Source organism: Empedobacter brevis NBRC 14943 = ATCC 43319, assembly GCF_000382425.1.
GTDB classification, from domain to species: Bacteria; Bacteroidota; Bacteroidia; order Flavobacteriales; family Weeksellaceae; genus Empedobacter; species Empedobacter brevis.
In genome coordinates this window covers 594,117-614,059 of the sequence record NZ_KB908291.1, presented here as the reverse complement: position 1 = coordinate 614,059, position 19,943 = coordinate 594,117, and the positions used below count along the sequence as shown (strand labels likewise).

General features: G+C 30.1%; 20 protein-coding genes. 11 read left to right on the top strand and 9 right to left on the bottom strand.

Annotated elements, in window-relative coordinates; all coding sequences use genetic code 11:
* The first annotated feature begins 330 nt into the window (after positions 1 to 330).
* The 6 genes from H277_RS19610 (at position 331) to H277_RS0103180 (ending at position 5,533) form a co-directional block, all read left to right on the top strand.
* Positions 331 to 1,080 carry a hypothetical protein gene (locus H277_RS19610; protein ID WP_146810848.1) on the top strand — a complete coding sequence of 250 codons (750 nt, stop codon included), beginning with the start codon at positions 331 to 333 and terminating at the stop codon, positions 1,078 to 1,080.
* 30 nt (positions 1,081 to 1,110) lie between these two features.
* Positions 1,111 to 1,542, top strand: a complete 432-nt coding sequence (locus H277_RS0103200; RefSeq protein WP_019974133.1) for a hypothetical protein — start codon at positions 1,111 to 1,113, stop codon at positions 1,540 to 1,542.
* A 407-nt stretch (positions 1,543 to 1,949) separates the two neighbouring features.
* On the top strand, positions 1,950 to 2,759 hold the full coding sequence (locus H277_RS0103195; RefSeq protein ID WP_019974132.1) for a hypothetical protein: 810 nt from the start codon (positions 1,950 to 1,952) through the stop codon (positions 2,757 to 2,759).
* A gap of 560 nt (positions 2,760 to 3,319) precedes the next feature.
* The gene (locus H277_RS20365) at positions 3,320 to 4,582 is read left to right on the top strand and encodes a hypothetical protein (RefSeq protein WP_019974131.1); all 1,263 of its coding nucleotides are present in this window, start codon (positions 3,320 to 3,322) and stop codon (positions 4,580 to 4,582) included.
* A 113-nt stretch (positions 4,583 to 4,695) separates the two neighbouring features.
* On the top strand, positions 4,696 to 5,124 hold the full coding sequence (locus H277_RS0103185; protein ID WP_019974130.1) for a hypothetical protein: 429 nt from the start codon (positions 4,696 to 4,698) through the stop codon (positions 5,122 to 5,124).
* Positions 5,125 to 5,212: 88 nt separating this feature from the next.
* Positions 5,213 to 5,533, top strand: a complete 321-nt coding sequence (locus H277_RS0103180; RefSeq protein ID WP_019974129.1) for a hypothetical protein — start codon at positions 5,213 to 5,215, stop codon at positions 5,531 to 5,533.
* A gap of 78 nt (positions 5,534 to 5,611) precedes the next feature.
* On the opposite strand, the gene H277_RS0103170 is transcribed toward H277_RS0103180, so the two are convergent.
* Positions 5,612 to 6,349 carry a YoaK family protein gene (locus tag H277_RS0103170; RefSeq protein ID WP_019974128.1) on the bottom strand — a complete coding sequence of 246 codons (738 nt, stop codon included), beginning with the start codon at positions 6,347 to 6,349 and terminating at the stop codon, positions 5,612 to 5,614.
* A gap of 297 nt (positions 6,350 to 6,646) precedes the next feature.
* On the opposite strand from H277_RS0103170, the gene H277_RS0103165 reads away from it, so the two are divergent.
* The 4 genes from H277_RS0103165 to H277_RS0103150 all read left to right on the top strand — a co-directional run bounded on the left by H277_RS0103165 (position 6,647) and on the right by H277_RS0103150 (position 10,121).
* A complete protein-coding gene (locus H277_RS0103165; protein ID WP_026357381.1) occupies positions 6,647 to 7,516 on the top strand; it encodes an AraC family transcriptional regulator in 870 nt (289 codons plus the stop codon).
* A 93-nt stretch (positions 7,517 to 7,609) separates the two neighbouring features.
* Entirely contained in the window at positions 7,610 to 8,494 is an 885-nt protein-coding gene (locus H277_RS0103160; RefSeq protein ID WP_019974126.1) for a hypothetical protein, read from the top strand.
* A 184-nt stretch (positions 8,495 to 8,678) separates the two neighbouring features.
* Positions 8,679 to 9,539: a helix-turn-helix domain-containing protein gene (locus tag H277_RS0103155; RefSeq protein WP_019974125.1), complete on the top strand. Its 861-nt coding sequence runs from the start codon at positions 8,679 to 8,681 to the stop codon at positions 9,537 to 9,539.
* A gap of 243 nt (positions 9,540 to 9,782) precedes the next feature.
* Positions 9,783 to 10,121, top strand: coding sequence for a hypothetical protein (locus H277_RS0103150; protein ID WP_019974124.1), 339 nt, complete (start codon positions 9,783 to 9,785; stop codon positions 10,119 to 10,121).
* A 118-nt stretch (positions 10,122 to 10,239) separates the two neighbouring features.
* Here the strand turns inward: H277_RS0103150 and H277_RS0103145 are convergent, their stop codons facing one another.
* Positions 10,240 to 10,677, bottom strand: coding sequence for a helix-turn-helix domain-containing protein (locus tag H277_RS0103145; RefSeq protein WP_026357380.1), 438 nt, complete (start codon positions 10,675 to 10,677; stop codon positions 10,240 to 10,242).
* Between the two features lie 248 nt (positions 10,678 to 10,925).
* Here H277_RS0103145 and H277_RS0103140 point away from each other — a divergent pair, with 248 nt between their 5' ends.
* Positions 10,926 to 11,879, top strand: coding sequence for an alpha/beta fold hydrolase (locus H277_RS0103140; protein ID WP_169337507.1), 954 nt, complete (start codon positions 10,926 to 10,928; stop codon positions 11,877 to 11,879).
* Between the two features lie 202 nt (positions 11,880 to 12,081).
* Here H277_RS0103140 and H277_RS0103135 read toward each other — a convergent pair whose 3' ends face one another.
* The 7 genes from H277_RS0103135 to H277_RS0103105 form a co-directional block, all read right to left on the bottom strand.
* Positions 12,082 to 12,855, bottom strand: coding sequence for an NADAR family protein (locus H277_RS0103135; RefSeq protein ID WP_019974121.1), 774 nt, complete (start codon positions 12,853 to 12,855; stop codon positions 12,082 to 12,084).
* Between the two features lie 143 nt (positions 12,856 to 12,998).
* Complete coding sequence (locus tag H277_RS0103130) at positions 12,999 to 13,334, bottom strand: hypothetical protein (protein ID WP_019974120.1); 336 nt, start codon at positions 13,332 to 13,334, stop codon at positions 12,999 to 13,001.
* A complete protein-coding gene (locus H277_RS0103125; protein WP_019974119.1) occupies positions 13,313 to 13,729 on the bottom strand; it encodes a hypothetical protein in 417 nt (138 codons plus the stop codon). The genes H277_RS0103130 and H277_RS0103125 overlap by 22 nt, the downstream gene beginning before the upstream one ends.
* 5 nt (positions 13,730 to 13,734) lie before the next feature.
* Complete coding sequence (locus H277_RS19600) at positions 13,735 to 14,496, bottom strand: hypothetical protein (RefSeq protein ID WP_146810319.1); 762 nt, start codon at positions 14,494 to 14,496, stop codon at positions 13,735 to 13,737.
* Between the two features lie 13 nt (positions 14,497 to 14,509).
* The gene (locus tag H277_RS19595) at positions 14,510 to 15,262 is read right to left on the bottom strand and encodes a hypothetical protein (RefSeq protein WP_019974117.1); all 753 of its coding nucleotides are present in this window, start codon (positions 15,260 to 15,262) and stop codon (positions 14,510 to 14,512) included.
* 330 nt (positions 15,263 to 15,592) lie between these two features.
* Positions 15,593 to 17,155 carry a helix-turn-helix domain-containing protein gene (locus tag H277_RS0103110; protein ID WP_019974116.1) on the bottom strand — a complete coding sequence of 521 codons (1,563 nt, stop codon included), beginning with the start codon at positions 17,153 to 17,155 and terminating at the stop codon, positions 15,593 to 15,595.
* A 272-nt stretch (positions 17,156 to 17,427) separates the two neighbouring features.
* On the bottom strand, positions 17,428 to 19,803 hold the full coding sequence (locus H277_RS0103105) for an outer membrane beta-barrel family protein (protein WP_081623183.1): 2,376 nt from the start codon (positions 19,801 to 19,803) through the stop codon (positions 17,428 to 17,430).
* Positions 19,804 to 19,943: the final 140 nt, after the last annotated feature.

Below are 19,943 nucleotides of genomic sequence, written 5' to 3'. Positions count from 1 at the left end.
TCTCCATTATCCGGCAAGAAAAAATTAAATGTCATTCAATCAGATTTAATAAATTAATAATGAACGAATTTAACAAAAAAAAGTAGTCCTTCATAGACTACTTTTTATACAAAGATATTCTTTTTCTTTAAAAAAGCAAATTGTTGAAAAATACTGTTTTAAGAATCATTTTTTACGTCTTTTATTTTAAAGCTATATAATTTTAATCACTTATTAAGTGTTTATTTTGTTGTAAATCAAAAATCTAGTTTATTGTATTGGATATCAGTGTGATGTGTAAATAGTCTATGAAGGACTATTTATATAATGATCACTAAACAATTTAAAATTATGGAAAAACATTTAGTCATTTTGATGAGTTTATTCTCATCAGTTCCTCTGTTTTCTCAGGTAGGAATTAATACAGAAACCCCACAAAAAACGTTGCATGTGAATGGTGATTTACAATTGACAAAAGAATTGAATGTAGGAGGAAACGCTTCTACCGAAGGAAACCCTGGTGTAAATGGACAAGTTTTGGTTTCGAAAGGAGCTAATAGTTCACCTGAATGGAAAACTTTATCCATACCTACATTACCTGATTTGGCTACAGGAACTGTAATTTCGATAGATGGAGAACTTATGATAGCGCAGGAAATCACATTGCAAATGACAGCTGATTATACTTATGGAGGAGCAACATCGGGACCTGGTGTACCTATAGGCAATCTGAATAATGAGATTATAGATAATGAAAATACTTATTTAGGAACAACAACTGGTAATTCTTTTAAGGTGAGTAATGATGGTGTTTATCAGGTGAATATGAATATGCAGGTGGCAACAACGAATAATACTGTACCTGTTATTGGTGTATGGGATGATACAGTAGGAAATTGGGTTGCAAGGGTTAGTGATCAGTTTGTTGCTCCGGATGGACGACTTCAAACATTTACTTTAATAACGGCGATACCTATGCTGGCAAGTCATACTTATTCATTTAGGTTTATAAATACTACAAGTATTACGATTAAACATTTGAGTAGTGGCTTTACAGGGAGTGGCCCTGTATCCCAAGTAACTTTAAAACGTTTGAAATAATCAACAAATTTCTTATCAAAGCTTGAATAGATGGATTTCAAAACGTTTCACATAGGAAATTTGATAAAAGAACGTGTAAAGGAAAAAGAAATTGAACTTTCTCGTATTTGTAACTTTATGAATTTTACTGAAGATGAGTTGAATGAAATATACACAAGGAAGAGTATAGATTCAGAATTACTTTTAAGATGGAGTAAACTTCTTGATTACGATTTTTTTAGATTGTATTCACAGCATTTAATTTTATATGCTCCTGTAAAGAATAATAATGAATCATCTAAAAAACAAAAATCAATTTCACCTCAATTTCGTAAAAATCTTTATACGAAAGAGGTGATAGATTATGTGTTGAGTAAAATCAATAAAGGAGAAATGACTAAGTCAGAGATTATAGAACGTTATCAGATTCCAAAAACTACTTTATATAAATGGATTAATAAGTATAATAATTTAACCAAATAGAATGACTCTAGTTACTAATTATAACCTATTCTAATTAACCATTAGCTGCTAATCATTTTATAATGATTAGTGGCTTTTCTTAAAAATAGAGGAAAAGATATTAGTTAGTGTTTTTTCTGAAAATTTAAAATGCTCGTAATGAATAAATTTAACAAAAAAAAGTAGTCCTTACTAGACTACTTTTATGCAAAGTTATTCTTTTTCTTTAAAAAAGCAAATTATTGAAAAATAATGTTTTAAAGCTGCTTGTTTAATTAATGCAAATTATTATTCCACTTTTAATTGCTTATTAAATGATTATTTAATTGTAAATCATAAATCTAATTTATTGTATTGTATATCAGTGAAATGTATAAATAGTCTAGTAAGGACTATTTGTTAAACTATCACTAAACAATTTAAAAATTATGAAAAAACATTTAATCATTTTGATGAGTTTATTTTCATCAGCTTCTCTATTTTCTCAGGTAGGAATTAATACAGAAAATCCACAACAACTTTTCCATACAGATGGAAAGTCATCTGCAGCTACAACAAATCCAACTACTGGAACCCCTAGTGTTGCACAGCAAGTAGATGATGTTGTGATTACTAATCAGGGAAGAGTAGGAATTGGGACAATTAATCCAAGTGTAAAATTAGATATTGTGAGTAGTACAAATGGAGCGATTAAAATAGTTGATGGTACAGAAGGTCAATCTAAGGTGCTAATGAGTAATGAATATGGTGTTGGAACATGGCAAACACCAGCTTCAATAAAAGCTGTAGCTTTAGGTAACTTTTCTCAAGTAGATAATAATGTTAGTTCAAATGGTGGCAGTTCTCCATTATATAGTAAAATAAGTCTAAATCTGAGTCGTGGCAGATGGGTAGTAAATGCTGGTTTGACTTTGTTAAGTTATTTAAGTACCGCAAATAGATTCTGGCAACACTTTTATTTATCAAGTTCTACAACTTCTGTACAACAAAATGGATTTACACATCTTGGTCCTGCGGGAAATAGTACATCATATGCGGGGGTAATGTATGTTACAGGATCAAGTGCAAACCCACCATCTAACGATAGTAATATGTCATTTATTTCAGGTAGTAGTGTGATAAATGTAACCACAGACAATTTGACAATATATTTATTAATAGAGAATAAAGCCACTAACCACTGGCTCCTTCGTGGTGCAGCTTTTGAAAATTATTTTTATGCTATACCATTGAACTAGTCAATTCTATTCATTTTATTGTTCATTTAAATAGATTATGGATTTCAAAACGTTTTACATTGGAAAGTTGATAAATACTAGTAGGAGAAAAAGATATTGAGCTTTATCAGATTTGTACCTTCATGAAATTTACTAATTCAATAAAATAGAATGAACTCTCTAGTGACTAATTGTAACCTATTCTAATTAACCATTAGCTGCTAATCATTTTATAATGATTAGTGGCTTTTTCTTAAAAATAGAGGAATAATATTTTAGCGAATGTTTTTCCTAAAAATTTAAGATGCTCGTAATGAATAAATTTAACAAAAAAAAGTAGTCCTTGTTAGACTACTTTTATGCAAAGTTATTCTTTTTATTTAAAAAAGCAAATTGTTGAAAAATAATGTTTTAAAGATGCTTTTTAATTACTTTTTTAAACTTTTATAATTTTAAATACTTATTAAATGTTTACTTGATTATAAATCAAAATAATAATGCATTATGTTCTAAGTCAATGTAATAACTGAATAGTCTAACAAGGACTATTTATTAAACTTTTACTAAACAATTTAAAAATTATGAAAAAACATTTAATCATTTTGATGAGTTTATTTTCATCAGCTTCTCTATTTTCTCAGATAGGAATTAATACAGAAAATCCACAAGGAGTTTTTAATGTAGATGGAGGTAGAAATAATACAAATATTGGAATACCAAGCGCAGATCAGCAAAAAGATGATTTTGTAATACTCACTGACGGATCAGTAGGAATTGGTACTACAGAACCTAATGCTTCTGCAATTTTAGAGCTTAATGTAAATCAATTGGCCAATGGTAATAAAAAAGGTTTTTTAGCTCCAAGAGTAGCACTTTCTGCTTATAATGATACATCTACTATAACTTCTCCTGCTACAGGATTATTAGTTTATAATACAGGTGAAGTTTCAACATTTACATACAAGGGGTACGTATTTTGGGATGGTACACAATGGAAGACTTTAGATGGTAAATTATTAATACCAGGTACATTAGGTAGCTTGAGCTGTACAGGAGCATCTTTAAATCCAATTGCTTATTCAGCAGGAATAGCTTATGAAGGAGCGTTAACGATTCCATATACAGGAGGAAATGGAGGGATTTATCCAGCTCAATCAATAGGTCCAGTAAATGGACTTACTGCAACACTTATCGCTGGAAACTTTGCTGTAGGAACAGGGCAATTAGTGTATACGATTTCAGGAATACCATCAGTCTCAAGTCCTAGTACGACGGAATTTACACTTAATATCGGAGGACAGTCTTGCAGTGCTGTAGTAGGAGCTGGAGCCGTACTTCAGCCAGGAGAATATCAATTCTTTAATTATGAAGTATTAGCATCAACTACTGGCCTTTTGAGCAGTATGGTATCCGATGCGCCTATTTTAGGAGGCAAAGTGCGAATAGACCCTTATTTCAGTAGTAGCTCTAATCAGGCGAATGGAGTTTCTTGGAATCCAAGAGTTTATAATGTCCATTCAAATAATATAAAGATTTCATATGCAGCTGTATCTTCTGTTGATAATTTTAGAAGATCAAATGTATTACTTGCACCGAATGGTTATATGGAAACTGATAATGGAATGTACCTTGGTTATGGATATAATGATATTACTTCTTCAAGTGCACGTACTTCCGTAACAGGAAGTGATAATTCAGCCGAAACAGAAACAATAGACTTTATTATTGACGGAATTTGGTATCGTGTAATAATTTATATAGTCATTGATAATAAGAATACACCTTCTGATGCAGATAATACAAGAGTGATTAACATTACTGCTCAAAGGATGTCGGGGTATTAATAATATTACTAAAATTGAAATTATATGAGAGGGAGATGTTATAATCATTTCTTATATAATTTGTTAAGTGGAGATAATCTATTTAAATAATGAACCAAAAAATAATATAACTCATGTTTAAATTTAAAGATATTCATATAGGTAGTTGTATTCAGAAAATGCTAAAAGAAAAAAATATTGAACAAGAAAGAATTTGTAATTTTTTTAAAATAGATGATGAAGAATTTATAAATAAATGTATTACTTCAAAAAATCTTGATACTGATATTCTGCTAAAATGGAGTAAGCTTTTAGAGTATGATTTCTTTCGGTTGTACTCACAACACTTGATTTTATATGCACCAGTAGCAAATAGCAATTATACAGATAGAAATAGTAATTCTTCTCTGCCTCAATTTCGTAAAAATATATATACTAAAGAAGTAATTGACTATATTTTAAATAAAATAGAAAAAGGAGAAATGACTAAAATAGAAATAATTGAACGTTATCACATTCCCAAGACTACTTTATACAAATGGATTAGCAAGTATAAAAAATAAACTTCTGCTAATAATATAATAATCTTATTTTATTAACCATTAGCCACTAATCATTTTTATCATGATTGTGGCTTTTAAAACCTAAAAAATGATAAAGAAAATAAATTATAAGACACTTTATACAGATATATTAAATGACCTTTATCCGTCAAAAATTTCAGTTTGTCAAGAAATTTTGGATAAGAAATCTTTAACTGTTTTGGATATTTTAGAATTGAATCAATTTATTTTTGGAGATGAGCATAAAAAAAATATTGAAGTAAATCAAAAATTCAAATCGTATTCAAGGCAAGATATTTTATTGATATTAGATTATCAGAAAAAAAATCAATTAAATAACGCTCAATTGGCTCATCATTTTAAATTGAGCAGGAATACTGTAACAAAATGGAAAAAAATATTTATTTAAAAGCGTCAATTGACGCTTTTTTCTATAAAAGATTTGATAAAATTTATAAGAAATTGTAATTAATACCAATCAAAGGTTCTAATGCTTATTTCTGATTTTCCGTTTTATCAAATAATAACGAAATAACAATCGATCATACCATAAAGCAACACATAATATAATAACAGGAAATAGGAGTGTGTTTAATTTTAAATAGGGGAATAGAAATCCACCTATTATTCCGCCAAGAAAGAAACAAGAAATAATAGCTAATTTTAAAAATATACTTTTATTGAGTTGTGCTCTTTCTGAGTTCTTTTTGTAAAAAAAAATGCGAGACAATTCAATTCCGAGATCAGTAAATAATCCTGTTAAGTGAGTAGTTCTTATCACAGATTGAGATACGCGTGTTACCAAAGCATTTTGTAATCCCATTGAGAACAGTAAAATAGAGGATAAAAATATAGAGAAATAGAAATATTGATTTGAATAGGAGGAACCTAAAAAAATGACAGTCAGTAATAGAAGGATTTCAATACTTAGAGGAATAATATAGGAGCTATGTGTTTTATGTTTGGAGACAGATTCCATGATAAGACTAGAGGTAAAAGCTCCGAATAAGAAAAACAGGATATAAAATAAATAGGCAATCGCCATGTGGTAATTCTTTAAGACCAATTGTTCTGAGAAAAAAGCAAAATGTCCTGTTACATTGGTTGTTAATGTGTTTAGTTTTAAGACACTTGTGATATTAACAATTCCAGCAACACAAGACAACAATGAAGCTAATTTAAGGTTATGGGAATAAGTCCTAGCTTTCCCTTCATGTCGAAACATAATCCGGTTTTAATACAAATTTACAAAACGTCTCGTTTCATATAATTTTTTTATACGTTTTCTATGATTTGATAATGTATATAATAGATTAGAGATTTAATTATCGGTTGCTGTTAGCGACTTCTTGTTCATTTTCAATTATATATCGATATATATTCATTCTGTTTTAGATGAAGCTGTAATTAAAATGAAGTAATCTTTATCAAGATAAATTTAACAAAAAAAGAGTTAAAATAAATAGTGGTATTATTTGTGCTGTGGATTAACTATCAATTTTATTTTTTCCGTATTTAAAGTTTGTCATCAAAATTAATAACATATCCATTTCTGTTTACTGTAAATAAAGTACAGGAAATAAATACAACCACTATAAAGGAGCGGTTGAGTAGAAAGCCGAATAAGTTGACCCAACCACACCGGACAGATTTTTTTATGATTTATCTGTTTACCGAAGGAAAAGGGACACATCTTGTCGATTTTGAACCAATAGAAGTGAAAACGCATCATATTCTTTTTATTTCAAGAGGTCAGATACATGCTTTTGATCCGAAAGAAACCTATGATGGAAAAGCCTTGATCTTTACAGAAGATTTTTTTTGTAAATCAGAGAAGGATAGAAGGTTCTTGCAAGAGACTCCGCTTTTTGACAATAATTTTCATCAGTCGTATTATAAAATAAACAATAATTTTAATCGACTCAACGACTTATTTTCTGAAATATTTGAAGAATTGAAGCATTTTCCTGACCGTAATCAGGGGGATATTTTACATAATTTATTGTCTCGTATTTTATTATTATCAGAGCGAGAAATCGAGGAACAAATCGGAATAAAAAAAGTACCATCTTCTACAGATCGTTTATCTGTAAAGTTTCGGAAAGAAGTCAATAATCATTTTAGAACAAGTAAGAAAACGGTAATTTATGCAGATATGCTTCATGTGAGTGTAAGACGATTGCAATTGGCAACATCTTCTACCTTTAATCAGACACCTAAAGAAATTATAAACGATAGAATACTGTTAGAAGCAAAAAGAATGTTGTCATATGACGAGTTGTCTGTAAAAGAAATTGCAAATTATCTTGGGTTTGAAGAATCTACAAATTTTAATAAATTTTTTAAGCTGAAGTTAGGCATAACTCCTAGAGAGTTTAAAAACAAATTGTGAAATTTCGTTTTTTTACCATTTATATGCGCTTTTTTATTCTTTGAATAAAAATGTATTGATCTTACTTTGTAGAATAGATATAAAATAAGAGATATGAATAATTTAATGATCAAAAGAGTTATGATGCTTCCAATAGGAGCAGGCCTGATTTTTACTATGATGATGAATGGTTGGGAATTACTTACAGCTACTGAAGAAATACACTTAGCCTACTTGAATAATTATAATCGGACAATGGTTAAAGATTTTCCGGCTTATTTTACAATTCTCCTTTATCTTACCGCAATTCTACAGTTAGTGGCTGCTGTATTTTTAATTATTTCTTTGTCGAAAAGGGAGTTTCTAGAAAATAGAAATGCTAGTTTTTTTAAATGGGGTCTTTTCTTCTCTATTCTATCTGTTACGTTATATGGATTGATGGTTCGGTTATTGTCTAATCACACTGCTGCTGCAAATTTGTATTTTTATGTAGGACTTCTCTACTTTTGTTTATGGTATGTAGAACACCGGGAAAGTAAGGTCAACTCAGAGTTATTTATAAAAATAAAAATACTCCCTATTTATTTTATGTTATTTTACACAATGGGATTTCCCGGGTGGCAGAAGATAATGAATTCGGTTGAAGTAATGGGAAGATATACAGACTTGTTTCATGATTCATTTCTTTCTAATCTCCCGGGAGGGATAGAACCTTTTATCTATCTCTTAGGTGTTTTGGAATTGTCTGTCGCTATTATGTTGATTTTAAGTTTAATAAAAAGAGAATTTCTATTAAGTAAATCAACTCAATTTCTGGATTTATCATTATTGGTATCTGTGGCTACATTTATCATGTTAAGCTTTGGATTGGGATTCATTTTTAATTATCCCGGTGCTACTAATCTTGTATTTTATGCAATTTTTACTTTAGGGTTATATGCTTACATATCTGAAACAAGAAAACAAATTACACCTTTATGTGACGATATCAATTCTTAATTGAGCAATGATTTTTAATAAATGCTAGTTATTGGTTTATACATACAGTGTAAGTTTTTAATTTTTTTAATAAAATCAAGTCCAAAGGTTGTGATTTCTCTTCAAAGGAAGTTTGTGAAACTACAATTTTTTTTAGAAAAAAAGATTTTCTATTTTGGGCTGTAAATGCCGGATGAATTAGAAAATGAAGAACAATTATATTTCTGAACAATTTTATTATCTTATTAATGGATTAAAAATTAATACCTCCTCTTTATATGATCTCATAAAGGAAAGAGGACATATTTTATGTCATCACCATAAAATTCCTTTTTTTGTTATTCAATTGGTCGAAGACGGATATGTGAATCAAACTGTTGACTACAAAGAAATCATTAGTAAAAATGAGGAACTTGTATTTCTTCACCCGGAACAAATCAACAAGTATAACCAAGTAGAAGGGAATGTTCAGATTTTAATATTTACAGAGGATTTTCTGGTGACAAGTCTTAAACAGAAAACTTTTTTTAGTTTATCAAAATTATTTAATGCTAAAATAGCAGGTAAGCCAATTCATGTATCAGAAAATTTCAAAGAATTGAAAACAATTTTTTTGTTGATTAGCAGTGTTATTAAAAATGACATTACAAATAAAGAAACCATTCTAAATAGTTTATTGTTTAGTATTTTGCTTCTGATAGAGGAAATTGTGAATGAGAATAATGAAGAAATAATAATGTCCCGAGAATCACTTCTTGTGTCAAATTTTAAAGAATTAGTTAACAAAGAAGTCAATAAAAAACAAAGTGTCGAATATTTTTCAGAGAAATTAAACGTAAGTGTCAGAACATTGCAAAAAGCTTTTGCCAAAGCGGATCAAACCACAGCAAGAGAATATATTGATAATCGAATTATTTTTGAGGCTAAATTACTACTTATCAAGAATGAAATGAATATCGGAGAAATCTCTTATATACTGGGGTTTAAGGATCTCAGCCACTTTTCAAAATTTTTCAAATTAAAAACCGGTACGAGCCCTAAATTTTATAGAAAAAGAGTCGCTTAAGCTGTCATTTTTTAACTAAAAAAATAGGATCAAAGTATCAAGTTTTTATATGCTATAAGGATTATTAAGATAGATATTAATTGTCTTCTATTATAAATCTTACAACGATTGTTCGCTTTTCTGCAATTATTGTCTTGTATTTGATCGTAATTTTAAGAACGGTTATAACAAATTCTCTCCTTACTTGAAAATATTTTATAATTAGCTTGGAATTAATCAATTAATTTTTTAAATGTAAAGAATATGAATGAGAAAAATTCACCTGATTACAGAAAAATTTATACAGATATTATACGTGATAAGTATCCCCATAAACTTGAGCTATGCTTAGGCTTTCTTGCCAAAAAATCTTTAACGTCTATTGATATCATACAACTGAATACATTAATTTTTGGAGAATCAAAATTAATTTCAGAAAAGAATCAAAAACATAAAGTATATACTAAAGAGGATATTTTATATATGTTAGAGTTTCAGCGTAAGAATAATTTAAACAATAATGAACTGGCGAATTATTTCAAATTGAGTAGAAATACAGTTACTAAATGGAGAAAAATGTTCTCCATAAATTACAAGGAATAATTTCCGGCATATAATAATAAGCCAGTATTTTCATAAATACTGGCTTATTATTGTTTTCTATATCGATCCGATTGATAGCATATATTTTAAATGAATTTATAGGCTAGCTGTTGACATTCTATTTTTCTTGGTTGTACTTATTGATCCACTTATAGAGAGTTGTCTTGGGTATATTATACTCTTCGATTACCTGATTTCTCGTCTTTTTTCCGCTTTGGATTAGCTCCAGAATATAATCGATTATTTCACTGGTATAGAGGTTTTTCCTGAAAACAGGAAATGCACTATCATTTGTTGTTTGAGACTTATTCTCTTTGGTATTCGCAGACTTAGGAGAATAAAGAATCAAGTGCTGAGAATAAAGCCTGAATAAATCGTATTCAAGTAACTTTGACCATTTTAAAAGTAATTCGCATGTTATATCATTTGCTTTATACATCTTTTCTACATCCTCTGGGGTACATTTTAAAAAATTACATGCCCGTTCAATGTTTATTTTTCTCTCTTTAACCAGTGCTTCAATTTTTTTACCTATTTCAATTTTTTTTAAATTCATGTTCCTCAAATCATTATTACGATAAGCTATTGAGAATAGCATATTTTCAAAATTAGGAGATGAGAACAAATAAAAACTTGCGTATTTGCGAATAATAATTGTATATATGCTGTTTTGATATTGTCTTATTGTTTTTAATGTGTTTTATTTATATTCTGAAGAAGAGACATGCGTTCGAAAATGCCAATTGAGATATGATATTGAAATAAATTGCGAACGAGAATATTATAAAAAAATATATGAAACACATGAAAAGAATAGCCAGCATCTTTTTTTTTAGTGTCCTGGGATTGTGTAGCCAATCTTTTGGACAAAGTAAAGATTACACGGAATGGTACCTGAGTACGCCAGATACTCTCGATGTCTATCATCAGGATATTTATGTTCGGGAATTGGGAAAAGGAAAAGATACTGTTGTAGTTATTCATGGAGGATTTGGAGCAAATCACGATTATATGCTTGATGCAATTCAAGGATTAGAAGATAAGTATCACTTTGTTCTTTATGACCAAAGAGGATCTTTACTTTCTCCTGCGCCTAAAGAACAACTTACATTTCCAAAAAATGTACATGATTTAGATTTATTAATCAATCAATTGGAAGCTAAGAAAGTTAAAATTATGGCTCATTCTATGGGAACTTTGGTGGCAATGGAATACCTGAATAAACATCCTGAGAAAGTTTCAAACCTTGTATTAGTTGGAGCTATTCTTTCTAAATCTGATAGTGTAGGAAGTGTTTTTTCAAAACGTTCGGAAGAACAGGTTAAGTTTTTGAGTTCTAGAGCAGAAATTAAAGCATTACCAATCTATAAAAAGTACAAAAAATTGAATGGAAAGTTGACAAGTAACAAAGAACGATCTGAATTTAATCGTATGACATTTGCAGCAGCGAATATTTATAAAATAGAACGTTATAATCTTATGCGGGGCGGATTTCATTATTACAATCCGGAAGCATCTGTTATGACAGAAACCGTGAATTGGAATTATGATTATAGAAAATTGCTGAATGAAAACGGGAAGACCACTATTATTTTTGGTGAGTATGATTTTCTGGATTTTAAAGGACAGATTCACCAGGAACTTATTAAAAACTATAAGAATATTGATTTTAAGTTGATTGATTCAGCGGGGCATAATATTTGGATTGATCAGCCGGAAGTTTTTAAGGAAATATTGGATGAAGCATTAAAAAAATAAAGTTTTGGAAATAATAATGAATGAAATATTTAGCTTAATTTCTTACGTCTTATAAAATTATACTTTTTTTAGTCTTGAACTCGTGGTTGAGATTTATATTATTTCTTTAAAATAAGAAGTTTTATGCGTTTTTTCATATCGCTTATAAAATGAAGCAATGGACAAGATTAATCTTTTGGTTTATTGTAATATGTATCCATTTTTATAATTCTTCATAAAACCCAAACCAGTCTATAGGTTCTAAATAGGATAATGAATACACAAACTGATCCTCAGAATTTAATGACGAATAGTTTGTATAAAATTCTCTCAAATAATCTTCTCCTTTTCCCATCCCCCAAAACATATCCTCCTTAGGTATTCCGGGAAACATTACCCATGGTGGAGTTATAGTAAATAGATGGAGTTTATTAGTCGTTATTTGTTTTAAAATATTTCGAACCTCCATCAATACAAAACCTAAAAGATTTTCACCTCTCCACAAATAAAGGTTATTAATTTCTTTGTTTTCTTCTGCTAAACCAATTCCCCAAATTGTATCTTCGGGACTTGCCTCAACAATGATTTTTTCTGCAGTATTCAGAAGAAAATCTCTAATTTTTTCATTTTGATAAAATTTATGAAAGTTACCTGCAACAACAATTTTATATTTTACTGTATCCCATATTTCATTATTATAATGCTTAACATTTCTTCCAATTTCTTTTGCAATTTTAGGGGAATCAGTTTGGAGAACCGCTTCAAAACTTTTGATGTCATTAAATAGAATCGCCTTTTGTGACATCATCCAATGTTCGGCACTCTTATATAATTTTCCATTCACAACAAATTCGGAAGGAAACCATTGGCTGAAACAAAATTTTCCAACTTCTTCGTGATATTTACTGCTGTGCCCCCAGAAATAAATGAAATCTAGTTTTTTCCCGTTTTCATATTGTTCGATTAACCAATTAATAGTATAAATGTTTCGCATCATAATTTCTACAGACTTTCAGGTAAATATTCACAAAAATACCAAAAAATAGTATCTTAACTATTATTGTTAAATAAAATAGAACAATAGAAATATATGGCTTAAGTAAGAAAAAGAAAGTTAACTGCTTATAACAATTAAATTTTTTAGACTAGAAACACTTTTTTCCATTTAGCGATTGTATTTCGGCTTAAGTTGAAATGATTGGCCAATTGGGAATTATTTAGATGATGTTCTTTTTGATAATCTAAAATCTTAAAGATAGCAGCTTTGCTGTAAGAACGGTGTTTTTGATTGGATTTTTCATTTTCTTTATCAGTATCGAATATGATTTTATTAAGCGCTATAATTTCAATTACAGATAATGGCTCTTGATTTAAAATATCTGAGCATTTTTCTTTTTTATTTGGGTATTTTTCTTCTAAAATGTCCAGAAATATTTGCTTGTAATCAGGTTGTTTTATTTGTATTTTTTTATCCATTTGTAAAGAGTAGTTTTTGGAATTTTGTATCGTTGAATGGCTTCATTTTTACTCATCCTTCCAGTGTTGATTTGCTCCAGTATAAAATCAATAATTTCTTTTGTATAAACGTTTTTTCGAAATTGAGGCAGAAAAGATTGCTTAGGTTTTATTTCTTTTTTTGTAGATGAAGGCGCATACAGAATCAAATGTTGGGAATAGATTCTGAAAAAGTCGTATTCCAGTAGTTTGCTCCATTTCAATAAGATTTCTATCTCTAAACTTTCTTGTTGATACATCTTTTCAATTTCGCTTTCTGAGCATTTCATAAAGTTACAGATGCGGGATATTTCTACCCCACGTTCTGTAACAAGTTGGTTAATTAGGATTCCGATATGAATATCTTTGAAATTCACTTTTATTAATTTGCGGGAAAAGCAATAATGGATGTCTCTGCCCAACCTCCTCCTAGATTATTCCAGAGTGTATTTGGATTATAAGCCCCTATAAAAATAGGTGTTCTGGTAACTAAATAGTACATTTTTGCTGAGGAAGAAGTGTTTTCAATAATAGTATTTCCTGTTGCTAATCCATATCGTGCTATATAAGCCCCTCCAATACTATTTCCAAAAATGGCATCAGGAGTTATGTTATATGAGGTTCCATTGTATTCAGCCCATGAAAATCTGGCATAAAACCCGTCATTTATAGAACCATCTTTTCTAGTATAAAGCAAAAGATTTGTTCTGATAATCCATTTGCCGGGTTCTAATGATATTCTTCTTGAAGCATACTGCATATCAGAATTAACCGTTCCATTATAATTCCCATTTTGCTGGACTATTTTTACAGATAACCGGTTTTCCCATGCAACATCTCCATTCACATTTAAACTTTTTAGTAACTTTCCATTTCCTTGTGTCCCATCTGCAAGTCTGAAACCATTTCTGAATAAGGCCGTGTTTACATGTAGAGAAGTTTGTGGAGTAATAGTTCCTATTCCTATTTTACCATCAGAATTTACTAAAAAATCATTTTCAGTCATATTGGAAGTCGGAGTAGGGGTATCATCTTTTGCACCATCCACATGAAAGATACCTAGAGGATAATGAGTATTAACTCCTACTTGAGCATATAAACTTAAAGAAGGTTGCATGAATATTAACATATATATGTATTTCATCTCAATTGTTTTTTTAGTTTGAAGGGTAGGCGATAATCGAGTTTTCTTGCCAAACAGCAGCTCCTAAATTGTCCCAATTTCCAGTATATGATCCAAAAATATCAGTTCCTGATAGGTTCAAATAAAAAGTAGTATCGCTGCTTGAAGAATTATTTATGATAGAAGATCCTGTTGCGAGACCATAAGGAGCTACAAAAATTCCTGAATTGAGACTTCCTGTAATACCGGAAGTATTTGCCGATCCTTGCGATCTACTCCATTGAAGCCTTACCCATGCACCATTGCCTCCAGAGGGATTATTAGTTCCCTTTAGTAAGATATTGGTTAGTATAAGCCATTGTCCGGGAGGAAGAGTAATAGATACTCCACTATATCCGGTGGAGTTAACCGCTCCTGAATATCCGGTAGCTGGAAATGTTGCAGCTATTGAAGTAGTTAACGACTTCCAGGATCCATTACCATTCGCATCAGAGACTAAATAATAACCAGTTTGTTGAGATCCATCATTAAGTCTGAAAGATGGACTGGTTGTAGATACAATTTCTAATTTTCTAGTAGGGTTTGTAGTACCTATTCCTACATTTCCTGCCGCCGTTACTATAAAATCATTTGCTTGTGCTGCAACTGAAGGATTTCCTGTCGCCGGATTGTCTTTTTCTCCATCTACATGGAATATTCCTTGTGGATTTTCTGTATTTATCCCTACTTGAGAGAACAAAAATGAAACGGGAAATAAAGACATTAAAATAATTAAATGCTTTTTCATAAATTGGTTTGTTTAAGTAATATTTTAATTTAAATATATGATTACAGTTCGCTGTAAGAATTTGGTTGAAATTTGAGGTACAACGATTTCTTTTTGAATACAAATACTAGAATAAGGTCTTTGTATAAAAATAAAATACATAAGGGAAAAATTCGTAAAATGATTTCTCTGTGTAGAGCTTGTTTAAATGAAAGAAACTTTTTTATCACTTGTTTTATTTATGGGTGTAAAAGTATACTATGGGAGAATAGAATGTTAGTTGTAGAATGCCCCGATTATAGAATATAGATAATATTTAATTTTCAATATATTGAAAATTAAATATTTGTGTTATTTTTTTTCTTGTGCATTAACCAATTGCTGAATAAATTTTGAAGGAGATATTTCTGTTACACTCTTAAATATTTGAGCGAAACGACTGTGTGTTGAAAACCCTGAAATCTCTGCCAAATAGCTAATTTTATAATTTAAATACTCAGGGTGATTGTAAAGTTTTTCAATGATATATTGTATTCGTAATCCATTGATATAATCATTGAAACTTTTCCCTCTGTGTTGTTTTACAATATAATTTGCATACTTAGAATTGGTCTCCAAAGCTGAAATAAAATTAGAAAATGTAAAATTTTTGGAGGTGTATTCTGTTCCTTCTTCAAATAGCATTAGCTTCTGCAGTAACTCTTTTTCTTTTTCAACAGACATTATTTTAGAAATCTGTAGCTCACTTTTTGATGCTTGTGTATTATTTTCAGTTGTAGCTACTGGAAAAATATTAGTAGAATCTGCATTCTTTTTCTGTTGTAAATCTGCTATTATTTTTTCAAATTTTATTTTCAACCTCTTTTTACTCTTTCTGTTAATTACAAAAATTACAACGATTGCTGCCAATAATATAGACCCAACGATAATTGAATTACGGAGCTGGTGATGAACTTTAGAAGTTTCTTTTTTCTTTTTTTCTAATTCGGTTGATGAATATTTATCTGACTCTTTTAGCTTTTCTTTATTGATTTTTATAATGACATTTAATAACTTTTGTCGTTCAGTTTTATTGTCAATCCCATAATGTAATCGTTCTTCACTAATTTTGGCAATCGTGCTTGGGTATTTTTTTTGAATAGCAATCAGCAAAGCTTGATCAAACCATTCTCTCGCTTCTTTCAGTTGATGATTTTCTGCTAAAAGCATTGCTTTTACCAAATATTGTATATCTAGAAGATAATTGTCTTCTTTTGAAATCCCTTCAGATAATGCAGGTATTTTACCATAATAGTACTGAGCTTCAGGAACGTGATTGTCTTTTAAATACACGTAACAAAGTTGAGTATATGCCATCACTAAATATAATCTGTTAAGGTCAGTAGGATCAGATTCTAATAATTTTTCAACATAATCACTTATTTGCTTTCTATATACAATGGCTACAGAATAATTCCTGTTTTTTTCATTAAATAAAGCATTTGCCTGCATGATCATAAACGTTTTTTCAGGATCGTTCATTTTCACTGCTATTTCTTTGACGATTTTCCATGATTTATTAAAATCATCTTTTAAATCTAATTCCTGATAATTTAACATCAGGAAAAAATTTATATTAAAATAATCCTCAATTAAGTTACATTTTGATATGAGTAAATCAGCTTTTTTTAAGTACTTAATAGATTCAGCATACTGCATATTTTTGCATTTTGCATCTCCCATTCTTAGATATGCTTTTGCTCGTTCACAATCGTTTTGAGAAATTTTCAACATTTCCTGACCAATCAAAAAAGAATCTTCAGCTCCTTTGTCCTTCTTTTTGCTTAATTGTTCTATTTTAGGACTGATATTATTTTGGGCATAGCCATTAATTGAAATACTAAGAATCAGGATAAGAATTGATTGAAATTTCATAAAGAGTTTTTTGTGCAAATGACATGAAAAATAGGAGATGTTTGTAAAATTTTTCTATCCATATTCTATAAAATTGACAGTATTCTCTGTTTCCAGAGGAATAAAGATACAGAGTAAAAATTTAAATAAGTAAATAAATTAGTTTTCCAGACGTTTTAATATTCTTAAAGAAAATCAAAAAAAATAAGTTGAAAAGCATTTAATATTAATGTTTTTCAACTTAAATTGATTTCTCTTTAGCAAGAAAATAGGATGTGATCACTCATCATTTTTTACATTCTTTTTTGTTCATCATCTAAGGCAGTAGCTTTTATTTTCTTCTCTTTGTTTCCTCCAAACTTATAGGTTAACTGAAGATAAAATTTTCGTGTTTCCCATTTGTTGATCCAATGTGTCGATACTTTGTGAACTGTGGAATAACTATTTGACATACTTTTTTTCAGAATATTGGTACAGCCTGCCACTAATTGCAGTTTTTCATTCATCAAGGATTTACGAATTGACGTACTAAAATCATAAATCACAGGATCATAACCGGTAGGAGTTTTGTTTCGTCCCGTTAAAAATCCATTCCCTGTAACCACCCATGAATCCGGTAATATGAAACGATGGTACATATTTAGCTCAAAACCATAACCTGTGCCATCATAAGCATAATTGGTGATTTCAGATTTTTCAGATTCCAAATAAGCATCTATACTATATTGCATAGTCCACCATTTACCCACTTTATGAGGAATACTTGCTGAGAAACCAAAACGCGAACCCTTCGATGCATTGCTTTTATAGAGTATATTGTAATTTTCATTTTCTTGATAATTGACAACTCCGACAAATCCATCTTTGTACAAATAACCATACAAACCTAATGAAAGAGAATTTTTATAAATATAATTCCATTCAAAACTATGATATAATTGTGGCTTTAAATCAGGATTTCCCTTTTCAATACTGTAAGCATCCAAATATTCAAAATATGGATTCAGTGTCAGGTAATCCGGTCTGGAAATACGCTTGCTGTAGCTTAATCGATATTGATGATTTCCGTTTTCATAATTTACTGAAGCCGATGGAAACCAGTTTGTATATTGATTTTTATTGGTTTTTTTGTTCATAGGAGAAGAGGCTTGGTAATGATAATTTTCTATTCGTAAACCGGCGAGAAAGTTCCATTTTTGCAGATGATAATTTAATTGAGTATAAGCTGAAGTAAGCTTTTCTTTGTAGTTAAAATCATTGATCATCAAACTGTCCGGAATGATAAAATCATTTCCTTGTATCCTATCATATCGGTTGAAATAATTCATTTCTACAAAGGAAAATTTTGCTCCGGCTTCTAATTGAAGTTGCTTGGAAAATTTCTGAATTCCGTCCAACTGTACATTCGCCATATTGTATTTGGTCTGATTGAGACCATCCAACCTGTTAATTTCTCCGGTGCTGTATTCATTCTGCTGGAAACCTGTTCTTGATTTTTTGTAATAACCATAATTGAGCTGCGTATCAATTTTTGTTGTCAAGCTATCAGAAGTATAATTATAGAACAGATTTCCGGATATTTGATTAACAGGTGTTTTATTTTTTTGCGATAAAGTCACGTCATTTTGTAAAATTCCATTCAGGTAATCATTTGTCTTTCCACTTGTTTCAGCACTTTCTTTTTCGTTGTACCACTGCCATTCTGTACTGATCAGTTGGTTTTTACCAAGTTTTCGTTCTACGCCGAGATTCATACTTTTACTTTCCGTTTCAGGGAGCCAGTAATTCGTCTGGTTTAAGTTTCGGATATTGTTTTCCAATTCTATCGTTTGATTGACAGAACGGTCATTAAAGGATTTCCCATTATAATAGGATCCATTTGCGTTTATACTCCATTTTTCATCATTCAAGAAAAACTGCCCACCGCTTCTATGCTTGAAATATTCGCCATAACCACCATACGTATAAATATTTCCGCCTATAGATTGATCGATGTTTCGATTCAGTACAATGTTTAAAATACCTGTGGTTCCTGTAGCTTCATAACGGGCAGAGGGTTGTGTAATAATTTCTACTGATTTGATGTCATCACCTTTCAATGAACGAATAAATTCGCGCAAAGCATCACCCTGAAGCATAGATTTTTTACCATTAATCATAATCTGAATACCCGTACTTCCTCTAAATTTTATATTTTCATCTTTATCTAAGCTAATTCCCGGTAATTGTTGCATGGTTTCCAAGCCATTATTTGCTGTCCCGATCCCCATTTGTTCTATATCATAAATGAGTTTATCTCCTTTTATGGAAATGGCTTTTCTTCGCGAAACGATTGTTACTTCATTCAGTAGTTGTGTATTCTCCGGGTTAAGCTTGATAGAAATTGGATTTGTATTTTTCAAGAGGACAGATTGCTTTTGATAGCCTATTGCTTCAATTTCCAAATAAAATAAATCAACTTTTTCATGTAATTCAAGGTTAAAATTACCGGAATCGTCTGTATAGATTGCTGTTATAAAAGTCTTATCTGTTGTTTTATACAAAGCAACGTCACTCATAGGAATAGCTCTGTTAGTCTGAGAATCTATTATTTTTCCTCGAATGGAAATTTGTGCCAAAAGTGGAAAAGAAAGCAGATACATCAATAGTACAAGTCGTATTTTTTTCATTTTAGAATTTATTTTACTGCAAGATGATTAATGAAGAAATTTTTTTGAATCAATTGAGCGGAATGTCGTTTTTCATAAAATGAACAGGTGAAAATGACGGATGAAATGTTTCGTTGTATGAACGGTCTGTTTTGTATAAG